Source organism: Rhizobium sp. AN73 (assembly GCF_030757975.1).
Classification (GTDB): domain Bacteria; phylum Pseudomonadota; class Alphaproteobacteria; order Rhizobiales; family Rhizobiaceae; genus Agrobacterium; species Agrobacterium arsenijevicii.
In genome coordinates this window covers 1,495,051-1,508,093 of the sequence record NZ_JARWME010000002.1, presented here as the reverse complement: position 1 = coordinate 1,508,093, position 13,043 = coordinate 1,495,051, and the positions used below count along the sequence as shown (strand labels likewise).

Annotated in this window: 8 protein-coding genes and 1 pseudogene; 5 read left to right on the top strand and 4 right to left on the bottom strand. The window is 58.6% G+C overall.

All coding sequences use genetic code 11. The annotated features are described in order from the left end of the window. Nucleotides 1-69: 69 nt before the first annotated feature. The 3 genes from RBH10_RS17350 to RBH10_RS17340 are packed head-to-tail and all read right to left on the bottom strand — an operon-like array spanning nucleotide 70 to nucleotide 4,705. Entirely contained in the window at nucleotides 70-2,451 is a 2,382-nt protein-coding gene (locus RBH10_RS17350; protein WP_306180727.1) for an LPS-assembly protein LptD, read from the bottom strand. Beyond that, nucleotides 2,451-3,539 (bottom strand): LPS export ABC transporter permease LptG, encoded by a 1,089-nt coding sequence (gene lptG, locus RBH10_RS17345; protein ID WP_281036365.1) that lies wholly within the window; start codon nucleotides 3,537-3,539, stop codon nucleotides 2,451-2,453. The genes RBH10_RS17350 and lptG overlap by 1 nt, the downstream gene beginning before the upstream one ends. Beyond that, a complete protein-coding gene (locus RBH10_RS17340) occupies nucleotides 3,536-4,705 on the bottom strand; it encodes an LptF/LptG family permease (RefSeq protein WP_281036366.1) in 1,170 nt (389 codons plus the stop codon). The genes lptG and RBH10_RS17340 overlap by 4 nt, the downstream gene beginning before the upstream one ends. 313 nt (nucleotides 4,706-5,018) lie before the next feature. On the opposite strand from RBH10_RS17340, the gene RBH10_RS17335 reads away from it, so the two are divergent. Together RBH10_RS17335 and RBH10_RS17330 are read left to right on the top strand one after the other, a co-directional pair. Then, a complete protein-coding gene (locus RBH10_RS17335; RefSeq protein ID WP_281036367.1) occupies nucleotides 5,019-6,512 on the top strand; it encodes a leucyl aminopeptidase in 1,494 nt (497 codons plus the stop codon). Nucleotides 6,513-6,537: 25 nt separating this feature from the next. Beyond that, nucleotides 6,538-6,987 (top strand): DNA polymerase III subunit chi, encoded by a 450-nt coding sequence (locus tag RBH10_RS17330; RefSeq protein ID WP_281036368.1) that lies wholly within the window; start codon nucleotides 6,538-6,540, stop codon nucleotides 6,985-6,987. Nucleotides 6,988-7,096: 109 nt separating this feature from the next. Here the strand turns inward: RBH10_RS17330 and RBH10_RS17325 are convergent, their stop codons facing one another. Further along, nucleotides 7,097-8,023, bottom strand: coding sequence for a Gfo/Idh/MocA family protein (locus tag RBH10_RS17325; RefSeq protein WP_306180725.1), 927 nt, complete (start codon nucleotides 8,021-8,023; stop codon nucleotides 7,097-7,099). Between the two features lie 760 nt (nucleotides 8,024-8,783). On the opposite strand from RBH10_RS17325, the gene RBH10_RS17320 reads away from it, so the two are divergent. From RBH10_RS17320 to RBH10_RS17310, 3 genes and pseudogenes are all read left to right on the top strand, one after another. Beyond that, nucleotides 8,784-10,721: a GGDEF domain-containing phosphodiesterase gene (locus tag RBH10_RS17320; RefSeq protein ID WP_281036369.1), complete on the top strand. Its 1,938-nt coding sequence runs from the start codon at nucleotides 8,784-8,786 to the stop codon at nucleotides 10,719-10,721. A gap of 9 nt (nucleotides 10,722-10,730) precedes the next feature. Beyond that, a pseudogene (locus RBH10_RS17315) lies at nucleotides 10,731-12,403 on the top strand (sensor histidine kinase). Further along, complete coding sequence (locus tag RBH10_RS17310) at nucleotides 12,400-13,008, top strand: response regulator transcription factor (RefSeq protein ID WP_281036372.1); 609 nt, start codon at nucleotides 12,400-12,402, stop codon at nucleotides 13,006-13,008. The pseudogene RBH10_RS17315 and the gene RBH10_RS17310 overlap by 4 nt, the downstream one beginning before the upstream one ends. The last annotated feature ends 35 nt before the right edge of the window (nucleotides 13,009-13,043 follow it).

The following is a 13,043-nucleotide window of genomic DNA, read 5'->3' as shown; positions in this document are numbered from 1 at the left end:
AAAACCGTGACTTTTACTGACTGGGCAGCAAAAAGGCAGGCCACAATGCTATGCGGCCTGCCTTTAAACTCAGTAATTGTTCGGTTTCCAGCCGATATCCATATCGGACCAGTCCTGGTTTGCGGAACCGACGCTGATATCGCCGAGCGTACGGAACGCCAGCCGGGCATTGATCGACCAGTCATTGGCGGCCTGCCTGCTGGAATTGATATTGCCCTCATCGGAATAGCTGACCGTGAAGATCGTGCATTCATCCTGATAGAGAATTCCGATACGGCGCTCGGCAGCAAATTTTCCGTTCAGATCGTAGTTGATCGAGCCGAACAGCGACCAGTTGTCGTCCATGCGCAACGTGCCGGAGGCCTGAACGATATCGCGATCTTCATTGTAGCCGTACTGCGGTTGCGCCTTGACCTGCGTATAGCTGAGCTTGCCGGTGACGCGGCGGTCCGAATAGCTGACGCCCGTCTCCGAACGGTTGATCTCGAGATTGTCCTTGTCGAAGCGCAGGCTCGACGACAGCGAAAGGCCGATCGGCGCATCGAAGGCAGCCATGGCGACGTAGTCCGACCGATCGGATTCGAGACCGGAATTGGCGCCGGCATTGACGAGATCATAGGAGGCGAAGGAATTGTCGCCCGCCAGATGGAAAGACTGGCCGGCAATGGCGCGAATGCCGTAGCCATTGTCGAACGTGCCGTTGTAGCGGAAACCGATATTTGCACGCGTGCCGCCTTCGATCCGGTCGAAACCGGAGAACTTGTCACGCTCGAACAGGTTGGTCGCATCGAACACGAAAGCCTGCGCATCCTCGTTGGGGAAGCGGCCAGCATATTGTTCGTTCGGACGTACGAAAATCTGCGCAATCGGCTCAATCACGTGGTTGCTGTTAAGCGCCGTGAAGAGCCAGGGGTAACGCAGTTCCAGACCGCCGGTGACCATGCCGCGCAACGCCGCATCGTCCTGCATCATGCCCTGATAGGCATAGGACGTGCCACCTGATGTAAAGCTTGCAGCAGACATATCCGTCCACAGCGCGTCACCGCGCGCGGCAAGGATCGGGGTGATTTGCAGGCCGCCATCCGTCGTGACGGTACGTTTCCATTCAGCTTCGGTGGTAAAACGCGTATAGTTGCCCTCAAGCCCGTTGAACCGCGAATAGCCTCCAAGCGCGTAGGCATCCTGTTTCTGGCGGGTGATGCTGGTCAGGTTGGTGGTCAGCGAAAGTTCGCCGCCATAGATCGGATCCGGTACGAAATAACGGTAGTCGACAACCGGATGAACGATGGCCTGCTTACGTTCGTTGGACTCGTTGTTGTCCGTATCCTGAACGTTGAAATAATAACCGCGGGCATCGAAGCTGTTCCGCTCGCCTGTGCCAGTCAAATAGATCTGATTGGTCTGGACGTCGTTCTTGTAACCCTTCAGCCCGTAGGTGCGCGAAAAGTTATTGTCGGTCTGCACCATGGCATCCCAGCCGAATGCCCAGCGCGGATTGATGGTGAAGTTGCCTTTGCTTGCAATCATGCCGCGATTGTCGTTAAGGGCGTCACTGGTTCCAGCCGTAAATGTATCGGACTTCAGCTGGCTGATGCCAGCGATGGTCACGGTATGCATGCCGGTTTCGAAACGCTGGCGCAGTTCCGCCTGCAGAAGCAGACCCTGCGTCGTGTAATAGGTCGGGGTAACGGTCACATCCGAAGTGTCGGAAAGGACCTGGAAATAGGGCACGCCGATGCCGAAACCGAGATTGTCGGTAATGCTCATCTGCGGGAACAGGAAACCCGACTTCCGCTTCACCGTATTGTCAGGAACCGTCAGGAACGGCACATAGGCGATCGAATGACCGAAAAGCTGCAAGCGAGCTTTTTCCAGCCGGATCGTATGGGTCTTTCCGTCCTGAATGACACGCTCGGCCTTGACCTGCCAAAGTGGTGCCTTTTCGGGGCGCTCGGCGCAGGGCAAACAGGCGGTGTAGACGCCGTTATTGAGGACCATCCGGTCGCCTTCGAGCCGTTCGGCGCTTTCACCCGCGATACGGGTATTGTCCGGGGTCTCGACGCGCAGCGCATTGACGAAGCCCTGACCGAAATCGTCAGTGACGTCCATCTCGTCGGCATAGATCTTGTTGCCGCCTGGCTCGATCAGCTCGATATTGCCATGCGCGATCACGCGGCCGGTCTGCTGATTGTATTCCACTTGCTGGGCCACCATGCGATAGCCCGAATAATGCATGCGAACCACGCCCTTCGCGATGACACGCTGGGCATCGCGATTATAGGTCAGTTCATTTGCCGTAAGCAGGAGTTTCAGATCGTCTTGGCTTCCGGGCGCGAGCAAGCCATCCTGGCCGAAAGCGACCGGGCTGGATGCCAAATACGCGCACACAGCGGCACCTGTCAGAAGGGCCGTCCAAAGCCGCCTGATATTCCCGCGGTCATATACCGCCACTAGCCGTCCTCCTGATGAAGCAGAATGGTTGCCCCCAAAGCCAACGCCACGACGACTGGAACCCAGACCGCGACGGTGGGAGGGACAACACCACCACTCCCGAATGCCCTTACGAGCACGGTTACTACATAAAGCACGAAGCCGGAAACGATTCCACCCAGAATCACGGAACGCGACTGGGCGAAGCGGCTGAACTTTAATGAAACGGTCGCGGCAATCAAGGTCATCGCAACCAGAAGCAGGGGCGTCGATAGCAGGAAATGATACTGCGTCTCAAGCGCTTTTGAAGACAGTCCAAAAGACTTTGCAACTTCGATCTTGTGAGAAAGATCAAAGAAAGCAACGGTTTCCGTCTGCGTCATACGTTCCTGAACGAATTCCCGTCTCAGATTGGTACTGATCCGTGTGCTCTCTTGCCGAACTGGCACATAGCCGGCGCGGGTTTCCGTCACACCATTAAGAAGCCAGTAACCATCTTCCAACTTTGCCGACTTAGCATCCTGCCGCGAGACGATGTTGCCGCCCTTGTCGAGGTGGATCAGAACAACGTCGAGAAGCATCGTTCCGTTGTCTTCGAAGCTCTTGGCACCGATGATCGTATCCTGGCCGCCGCTTGACTGGCGCATCCACGGAATGATGTCTTGCTGGCGGCCGCCGCTACCTTCGTTGCGCCAGCCCGCCTCCATCGACAGCGACCGGTTTTGGCCCCATGCGGCGATTGGATTGAGGACCACGACGGACAGGAAACCGAGAATGACCGATCCGAAGACGAAGGGAAGGATGAATTGCCAGGCGGAGACGCCTGCCGCACGCGTGACGACCAGCTCGTAGCGCCGGTTGAGCGAGATCAGCGTCGTCATGCCGACGAAGAGGGCGATGAAGGGAACGGTCTGCTGCAGGATCAGCGGCAGGCGAAGCGCGGTGAGGCCCAGTGCGCCCGGCACCGAATAGCCCGGCACGCCAGACATGCGCCGTGCCGTTTCGCTGAAATCGGCGAGATAGATGATCGACGACACGCCGAGCAGGAACCAGATGGCCGTGATCAGATATCGTTTGAGGAAATACCGGGCGAGGGTGTTGAAAATCATGCGTTGCCGCTCCCGGAGCTTCGCGCCAGCCGGCTGGAGAAAAGACGGCGTAGACGGCCCACCGCATCCACGATGACCTTCGGCATTCTCGGCTTGTGGCCCGTGATGAGAACGAAGGCGGCTGCGGCGCCGCTGAGACCCGGCACGGCATAGACCAGCGGAATGAACGCTACGCTCTGCTTGACCTGATTGGTGACGTAAAAACCGAGCCAGCGCAGCATGAAGGCCGTCACAAGTGCTGCGACCATCGGATGCATGCGTGCTTCACGATGGGAGCGCGCATCGGCGGCGATAACCAGTGAGATCAGCGCGAAGGCGAAGGCGAACATCCAGTCCGAAAGGCGCTTGTGCAACTCGCTGCGGAAGCTTTCCGGTGAGCGCTTGTAGCTTGCATTGTTTTCGTCGGGCGAGAGGAGGAAACCGAGGCTCGCATCGCCCGGGGAAAGCGACGGTTCGGAAGCCTGCTTTTCCGACATGGTCGAAAGGTCGAAAGCATAGGACAGGAACTTGACGATGGAGACCTTACCATCCGGCGTCTTCTGCTGGACTTCGCCGTCGCGCATGGTCAGCGACGTGCCGCTTTCATCGATCATGCCTTCCTTGGCGTAATAGATGAGATCGAAATTCGGATCGCGGCGGTCGGCGACGAACAGGCCCTTGAGGATGCGACCCTGACGTTGCGCGATCTGCACGTAGAGGCCGTCCTGAATGGCGCGGAAGGTCTTTTCCTCGATGACCGAGGACAGGAGGTCGGCATAGGCCGCCGCCACCATCTGCCGGGCCGAGTTTCGGGCAGGCGGCTCGATGAAGTTGGTGATGGTGAAGGAAAGCGCGCTTAGAACGGCGGCCAGAATAATAACCGGGCGAAACATGATCGAACGCGGCGCTCCGGCCGCATCGATGATGGCAAGCTCGGAATCGTTGTTCATCGCCGTGAACGTCTGGGTAATGCCGATGACGAGGGCGAAGGGCAAGACGACGGGGATCAGCGTTGGCAGAATCATCGTCGCAAGCGCCATGAAGGAGCCCATCGACTGGCCGGTATCGGTGACGAGGTTGATTCTCTGGAGAACCTGGATGGTCCAGATGATGGCCAGCACCGGCAGCAGCGCGACCAGAAACATCTGCGTTGTCCGTCGCAGGATATAGTTCTCGAGAAGCTTCATACTGCCCTTGTCGACATTGTTTTTCTGCGCGATCGCCCGCCGGATTTCCGCCTATCTAATCGCATCGTTTGCAATTGGCTATTCCGGCATGCTCACAAATATGTTTTGCACGATGATTTTTCCACCGCCTGTGTCTTTTTGTGGAACAAGCTGTCGGTTTCATGACGTGATCGGCCATTCCACAAAAATGCCTTTCCTTTAGCGAATGTCGGCCTTTAAAGAGTGCAGCCTTTAAAAATGCAGGGTTGCGCCGGGGGCCGAAAAGGCCATGATCGGGCGCACCATGCAAGTTATCCACGAAGAGCAGGAAAACATGTCCGCCAAATTCGATATTTCTTTCGCCAATTCCGCCTCGCTTGAAAATGCCCTTGCCGTTGTGCTGCAAGCCTCGGGTGAGGCGCAGGCCGCTGCCGGCGCATCGGAGGCCGATCCGGGCGGCGTGCTTGAACGGGCGGCAAAGATTTCCGGCTTTTCCGCAAAGTCCATGACGACGCTCGACGTGATCGCGCCGCAGGGTTCGAGCGCCGACAGGCTGCTCGTCATCGGCCTCGGCAAGCCGGCGAAACTTACAGCCCATGACTGGCTGCGCGCCGGTGGCACTGCCGCTGCCAACTTCAAAAAAGCGGACAAGGTCGTTGTTTATCTCGACGCTCCCTGTGTCGAGGTCGGCGCACAGGCGGCTGCGGATTTCGCGCTTGGCCTTCTGCTGCGCGCCTATAGCTTCGATGCCTACAAGACCAAGAAGAAATCCGACGACGAAAAGTCGCCGAAGAAAGTAGAAGTCGTCATCGTCACGGCGGCCCATCAGGAAGCGGAAAAGGCCTTTACCGTCTCCGAAGCCGTGGCGGGTGGCGTTATCCTGGCGCGCGATCTCGTCAACCTGCCGCCGAACGTTCTCGGCCCTGTCGAGTTCGCCGAGAAGGCGGAAGAGCTGCGCAAGCTCGGTGTCGAGGTCGAAATTCTCGGCGAGAAGGAGCTGAAGAAGCTCGGCATGAACGCGCTTCTCGGCGTGGCGCAGGGCTCGGCGCGTCCGCCCCGGCTTGCGGTGATGCAGTGGAATGGCGGCTCCAAGAAGGATGAGCCGATTGCCTTTGTCGGCAAGGGCGTCGTATTTGATACCGGCGGCATTTCGCTGAAGCCCGGCCTCAACATGGAAGACATGAAGGGTGACATGGGCGGCGCTGCGGCCGTGACCGGTCTCATGCATACGCTTGCGGCCCGCAAGGCAAAGGCGAATGTCATCGGTGTCATCGGTCTGGTGGAAAACATGCCTGACGGTAACGCCCAGCGTCCCGGCGACATCGTCACGTCCATGTCCGGCCAGACCATCGAAATCATCAATACCGATGCCGAAGGCCGTCTCGTTCTGGCAGATGCGCTCTGGTACACCAAGGAACGTTTCAGCCCGAAATTCATGATCAACCTCGCCACCTTGACGGGAGCGATCACGGTTGCGCTCGGCAATCTTCAGGCCGGTCTTTTCTGCAATGACGATGAACTGGCCACGCGTCTTTCGCAGGCGGGTGACGTGACGGCTGAAAAGCTGTGGCGCATGCCGCTCGGCAAGGATTACGACAAGATCATTGATTCCAAGTTCGCCGACATGAAGAACAGCTCCGGCCGTCTGGCCGGCTCCGTCACTGCGGCGCAGTTCCTCAAGCGTTTCGTTGGCGAAACACCCTGGGCGCATCTCGATATTGCCGGCACCGCCATGGGGTCGCCGATGACCGAGATCAATCAGTCCTGGGGATCGGGCTATGGTGTACGGCTGCTGAACGAGCTCGTTCGCGCCCATTACGAAGATTGATGCGACCGGAGCTGCAAGTCCGCAGATGACTGAAATCCTGTTCTACCATCTGACGGAATCGAAGCTGGAGGATGCGTTGCCTCCTTTGCTCGAAAAATCGCTGGAACGCGGCTGGAAGGTCGCGATCCAGACGGTGGACGAGGAGCGGCGCGATTTCCTCGACACGCATCTGTGGACCTTTCGTGATGACAGTTTTCTGCCGCACGCCACGGACAGTTCTTCCGTGCCACAAAACCAACCGATTCTCTTGACCGCGTCTGATGCAAACGGCAACGAGGCCAGTGTCCGCTTTCTGGTCGACGGTGCCGAGCCGCCGGCGGTGGAGGGCTACGAGCGCATCGTGTTCATGTTCGACGGATACGATGCCTACCAGCTCGAAATGGCGCGGAATCACTGGAAAAGGCTGAAGACCGAAGGTCACGCGCTGACCTATTGGCAGCAATCGCCGGAAGGCCGCTGGCAGAAGAAGGCCTGATCTCAGGCAAGGGGTCGATAGTGATTGTGGGCTAAGGCCCACACAAATAAGGGCGCGGCTGTTTCATCAGCCGCGCCCTTTTGTTTCCACCGCGAAACGTCTCGGCGTCTCAGTCGTAGAAGGAATCCACGAATTTGTGGCGGCCGAGCAGGAAGGCGTCGGCGACATGGGTCAGTGGCGCGAGATCAACGTCCGAGCGGCCGGCCTTGATGATTTCCGCAAAACGCTCGTAAAGTGCCGGATATTCCCGCTCCGGCGCCGACAGTGTCTGCTCGCCATTGATGGAGAGCTTCGCGCCGCCTTCCGAAAGCACCATCTGTCCGGCTGCCGTTTCGGCAACGATATCCCAGCTCTGCTTGCCGGTCTGGCGCCAGTCGAATTCGGCGTGCACGGGCATTTTCGTCACGTCGGAAAAATGCAGTTCGGCGGCGATCGGCGCATCGCGGTTTTCCGGGAACTCGAGCGTCGCCTTGGTCAGGAACAGCGCGCGGGGCAGGATATGGGTGATGATGGATAGCGCGTTGATACCGGGATCGAACACACCGAGACCGCCTGCCTGCCAGATCCATGCCTGGTTCGGGTGCCAGTGGCGCACATCCTCTTTCCAGATGACGTGCACGCTGTCGATCTTCGTCGAGGCGAGAAACGCCTTCGCCGCCTCGACGGCAGGCGCATAACGCGAGTGCCAGCTTGCAAACAGCGAAAGACCTTTCAGATCCGCGAGGCGAACGAGATCCTGAACTTCCGAAAGCGTCGCGCCCGGCGGCTTTTCGAGGAAAACGTGCTTGCCGGCATTCAGCGCCGCATAGGCAGCCTCGTAACGGTACTGCGGCGGCATGCACAGTGACACAGCTTCGATGTGCTGGACCGCCTCCAACATGGTCTCGATGGTGCCGTAAGAAGCGACGCCATCAACCGTGCCGTGGCGGCTGGCCGTGCAGATCAATTCAAAGTCCGGATTGCCTGCGATGGCGGGAAGGTGCTGGTCGCGAACGATTTTGCCGACGCCGACGATGGCAAGCTTGGTGGCTGACATGGAGTGGAACCCGTTTAAGTGATGCGTGGGATAAAGTGTGACTTTACCAGTTTTTTAGCAGAAACGCTCGAAGGAGCAAGGCGATCGTCCTTGCAGCTCCGGTCTTTTTTCCATGCGTAACGTTATGACAAAAAAGGTTGGTATGCGTATTTTACATCGCATAATATTTGAATCATGAAAATATCTTCCCAAAATTAAAAGTGTTGATTTTTATAAATTGCTGGTTTTAAACTATGAATCTAAAGATATATATCAAAAAATTGAAGTATAATTTCATATCGAAATTAATCGAAGATTCAATAGTAAAAGTATGATAATTTGCAGTGAAACTGTTCTGGCATCTAGAATTCGTTGGCAATTCAACGAAGGCAATTGTCAATTCAATACATACGGATTAATTTTGGTATCGTTCTCTACACTCTGCCCCTGTTTGTCGACGTGAAATTGGTGCGGGAGATCATCTGGCTGGATTTAGTCGTCCGGTTGTTTGTTAGCGCTTCGCTTTGTTGCTTTATTTTCCTGCTCGGCATTATGCGATACCGGCGGTGAGGGGGTGGTTTTGCCCGACCTCGCATCCTGTCAGCCGCTCGTTGTCGGGGCCTGTCCGGCGGATTTCACCGGGGCCGGGGCCGCGATGGGGAACAGGCCGTCAGCAGCGGTTGGCGATATGTGCTGATTTTCCTGCGCATACGCGGGATTTGTGAAGGTCAAACGCCGGAACGACGGCGCCAGAATAAATAATGACCCGGGGGTTATGCAGATGATGGAATTGATCGCCGCCCAAGCGGCAGCGTCGGCCGCCGAGCTGCCGTTCCTGCTGCTTCAGGCGGCCGCCGTTGTTGGCATGGTGTCCATGCTTATCCTTCTGCGGCGAAACATAGCCCTCGATGATGCGCGTTATAAAATCTACTACGGCATCGTATTCGGAATGGCCGGCTTTTTGCTGACGCTGCTGGTTTCCGAGTTCATCAAGCTGCCCTCCAAACCCTATATCCGCTCGGACCTGCTGTTCCTGGCCGGGGTATTGGGTTCCTGGCAGGGCGGGTTGATCAGCCTTGCACTTGTCTCCGCAGGGCGTTTTTTGTTCGGTGGTCCTGCGCTCTTTGGGGCCGCTTTTCTGGACATGAGCATCATCTCGGCTTTCGGGATCGCGATGTATGGCTGGATGCGCAGGCGCAGTCTCGCCGACCTCGGCATCCGGGAAGTCCTTGGCGTATTCGCGATCAGGATTTTTGCGGCGTTGTTCGCTGTTGGTCTGACCTACAGTCTCAGCATGATAAGCCAGGACGTTTTTCTGAGTAATGTCGGACGGCGTATCTTCGGCTCGATAGTCGGCCTTCCGATGATCGTCTGCCTGTTCATTTTGCTGCGCAGCGAGGCGCGGGGGCGCGAAGAGGTCAGGAAACGCGAGGCTGCGGCGCGGACGGATTCGTTGACGGGCCTGCCCAACAGGCGTGCCCTCAAAGACCATATCGAAGCTGTAATGCGGCAGGAGCGTGCCGTTCCGCATGCTCTCCTTCTCATCGAAATCGTCAATATTGCCGACGTCGCCGCCTGCCAGGGCGAAGACTGGGGCGATCTTTTCTGGCCGCGGCTGGCGCAGGAAATCTGCGACGGCGATAACGGCCTGCTGTCGAAGTCCAATGCGCCGCGCAGCTTCATGTTCGGCGATACCACGCTTGCGGTCGTCATCGAGGGGATTGCGCTGGAAAGGTCGGAAAGCGCGCGATTGATGATGCGCCTCCATGACGGGCTGAGTGCATTTTCAAGGTCTGCTGAGGCCGAACCGGTGCCGCATCTGAAAATCGGTGCGGCTAATCTGGATAAGCTTTCCCGGCAGAACGTGGCCTCCTTCCTCCGGCAGCTTAGTCTGGCGCTGCTGGCAAGCGAAAATCCGGTGCAGATTTTCCCCTTCTCCTTTGCCGAAAAAGCGACGCGGGACGAGGGGGTGCGCAAGATGCTGGTCAACTGGATCAGATCCGGCAAGCCGCCGATTTTTTATCAGCCGAAATTCGAAATGCGCAATCGCCACATGATTGGTGCGGAGGCTCTTTTGCGGGCGGTCGATGCACGCGGACAGCCGCTTTCGCCCTATTATGTGCTGGAGATCGCCGAACGTCATCGGCTGCTGGTGGAGTTCGAGTGGTCGACGATCGAAGCCGTCGTGCGCGATCTCAGCGACCTGCGCGGCCTCGATCCGGATTTTCATCTGGCGGTGAACATTTCCGCGTCGTCTTTTGCAACCGCGCGGTTCGGAGAGCGGGTTGTGGCTTTTTTGAACGAGATGGCGGTCCCGGCGCATCGCCTGTCGATCGAAGTGACGGAGATGAGCAGGATACCGGTCATCGACATCGTTCAGCAGAATTTCGACAGGCTGAGCGAAGCGGGCGTGCGGCTGGCGCTGGATGATTTCGGCACCGGTTATGCGGCGCTCACCCTGCTGGCGCGGTTCCCTTTCGAGGAGGTCAAGATCGATCACTGGATGACGTCCCGGCTTGAACAATCGCGGTTCAAGGACGCTATCGCACTCGCTTTCGAAAGTGCGGAACGTTACGGGGCCAAGCTGGTGACGGAAGGCATAGAAACGGAGGAGCAGAGCAGGTTGCTCATGCAGATGGGCATCCGCTTCGGTCAGGGTTATCTTTATTCGCCCGCCGTGCCGCTCGAGCGGTTGCAGCCTCGCAAGGAATGCGCTTAGTACGAATGGATGCCTGAAAACAACGACGCATGGAACAACTCATCCGGAACGCCCGGTCAGCCTTTGCCGGACGCGGGCGCCGTACGGGCGGGGAGTGGTAACCAATCGTTGCAGGCCGTTGCTCACGCCGTATCCGGTCGCCGGCGGCTGTCGGGCGATCCGCGTTTGCTGGCAGCTTGGCCATTACTTCGGGCGGTGCTGGTCTGGGCGCTGCTCATGCTGGCGGTCATTTCGGCGTTGGCTGGATATCAATATGTCAGCCTGCTGGGCGAACTGGCGCGACAGAGCGACGCCTTGCAGGCCGAGGCTTCGCGCCGGGCGGATCAGCACGACGCCCATGTGACCGCGCTTTCGGCGGTAGCGCAGGCGGAGCAGGGGGCGGATTACGGCCTGCTGCTCGCCATCGCCGCACCCATTTTGCAATTTTACCCGCGCATTGATGAAGTCCAGCTGGTTTCCCTCAATGAGGGCGGCCCCGCCATCGGCACTCGGCCGCTGGAAAATGAACTGGTCGTGGCGATCCGCAAGGCGGCTTCGGTATTCACCGGCCGCCCCGCACTGCTGGCAAGCGCGCTCCGGCCCGGACATTACATGATCGTCAAGCGCAGCCCCAACAGCGAGACGGCATCGAAGGCGCTGGTTCTCGCCGTCGATAGCGCGCAGCTGCTGGCGTCCGACGCTCCTTTCTGGTCGGAGAAACAGGCGGTGATCCGCCTGAAAATGCCGGATGGTACAGTGCTGTTCGGTCCGCCGGAACTGCCGGTAAAACCGCAATATGCCCGGCAGCTGAGCAGCGCCACCCAGCCGTTGCTGCTGGAAGTCGCCCTGTCGATCACCTGGCGGGATCTTTGCCGGGACGCGCCCTGTTGCTCGGCATGGCCGGTGCCAGCGTCATTTTTGCGCTCGGCATCGTGATGGCAAGACAGAGGACGCGTATGCGCGCCGCTGAAAGACGGGCCGAACTGAGCGGCATGGAGGCAAGGCTAACCCATGCCTCGCGGGTCAATGCGCTGGGAGAGATGGCGAGTGGTCTGGCCCATGAGCTGACCCAGCCGCTGACGGCGATATTGGCGCAGGCACAAGCCGGACGGCGGCTTCTTGCCCGGCAGGACGTCGCAACACTTTCCGGCGCTCTCGATGACATGATCGAACAGGCACGGTGCGCCTCCAACATGCTCGATCGCTTTCGCAACTGGTCGCTGCCGCACCGCCAGCCTGCGGCGGCGCATGACCTGCGCATTGCCCTGCGCAATGTGGACGCGCTTCTCGCCAATGAGGCGGCGCGTCAGCATGTCGTCATCGATATCGCCTTGCCGGACGCACCGCTGCTGGTGCGGGTCGATCCGGTGGAAATCGAACAGGTGATGTTCAACCTGCTGCGCAACGCCCTTGATTTGGTCGCAGCTTTGGAAGTCAGAGGTGCAATTACCGCCACACTCAGCCGGACAGACAATCTTGCCGTGCTCGAAGTTTCCGACAACGGTCCAGGCGTCGCGCCGGAATTGCGCGGACGATTGTTCACGCCTTTCGCAACCACGAAAATGAACGGCATGGGGCTGGGGCTTGCCCTCAGCCAGCGGTTGGTGGAGCGCGCCGGCGGCGAAATCCTTTACGTCGATGGAGACAAAGGCGCTGTTTTCCGTGTCGTCCTGCCGGTCACGGTAGAGGGACAAAGGCTATGACGCTGCCCGTCTATCTTGTCGATGACGACGATGCCGTGCGCAAGGCGCTGATCCTGCTGTTGTCCACCGTTGGCATTGAGGCAAGGGGTTTTGCCGATCCGGTCGTTTTTCTCGGCCAGCTGTCCGGTCTCGAACCCGGTTGCCTCATCCTCGACATCCGCATGCCGGCCATCACCGGATTAAAGTTGCAGGAAAAGCTGCTGGAGCAGGGCTTCGATTGGCCGGTCATCATCATTTCCGGCCACGGAAATATCGAGGCCTGCCGCCGTGCCTTTCAAAACGGCGCGGTGGATTTTCTGTCCAAGCCGATCGATGAACAGGATCTCATCGACGCGATCCAGAAGGCGCACCAGACCCTGTCGCGCTCGCTTGATGCCAAGGCATTGCAGGCGGAGACATTGGCGTTGCTGTCGCTGCTGACCGCGCGTGAGCGAGAGATACTGGAGAGAATCGCGCTCGGTTTCACCACCCGCCAGATCGCCGATGGACTTGGCCTGTCGCCACGCACGGTGGACAGCCACCGCGCCGCTATCGGCCTCAAGCTCGGCACCACCTCGCAGGCGGAAATGACAAGGCTGTGGCTGGAAGCCGGCGAGGATCGGTAGAACTACCGATAGCTTGGCAAGCCTTACGGATTCGC

Excerpts from the sequence above, each read along its gene's own strand:
- lptG (WP_281036365.1), bottom strand. The coding sequence starts at position 3,539 with ATGATTTTCAACACCCTCGCCCGGTATTTCCTCAAACGATATCTGATC.
- RBH10_RS17340 (WP_281036366.1), bottom strand. The coding sequence starts at position 4,705 with ATGAAGCTTCTCGAGAACTATATCCTGCGACGGACAACGCAGATGTTT.
- RBH10_RS17335 (WP_281036367.1), top strand. The coding sequence starts at position 5,019 with ATGTCCGCCAAATTCGATATTTCTTTCGCCAATTCCGCCTCGCTTGAA.
- RBH10_RS17330 (WP_281036368.1), top strand. The coding sequence starts at position 6,538 with ATGACTGAAATCCTGTTCTACCATCTGACGGAATCGAAGCTGGAGGAT.
- RBH10_RS17325 (WP_306180725.1), bottom strand. The coding sequence starts at position 8,023 with ATGTCAGCCACCAAGCTTGCCATCGTCGGCGTCGGCAAAATCGTTCGC.
- RBH10_RS17320 (WP_281036369.1), top strand. The coding sequence starts at position 8,784 with ATGATGGAATTGATCGCCGCCCAAGCGGCAGCGTCGGCCGCCGAGCTG.
- RBH10_RS17310 (WP_281036372.1), top strand. The coding sequence starts at position 12,400 with ATGACGCTGCCCGTCTATCTTGTCGATGACGACGATGCCGTGCGCAAG.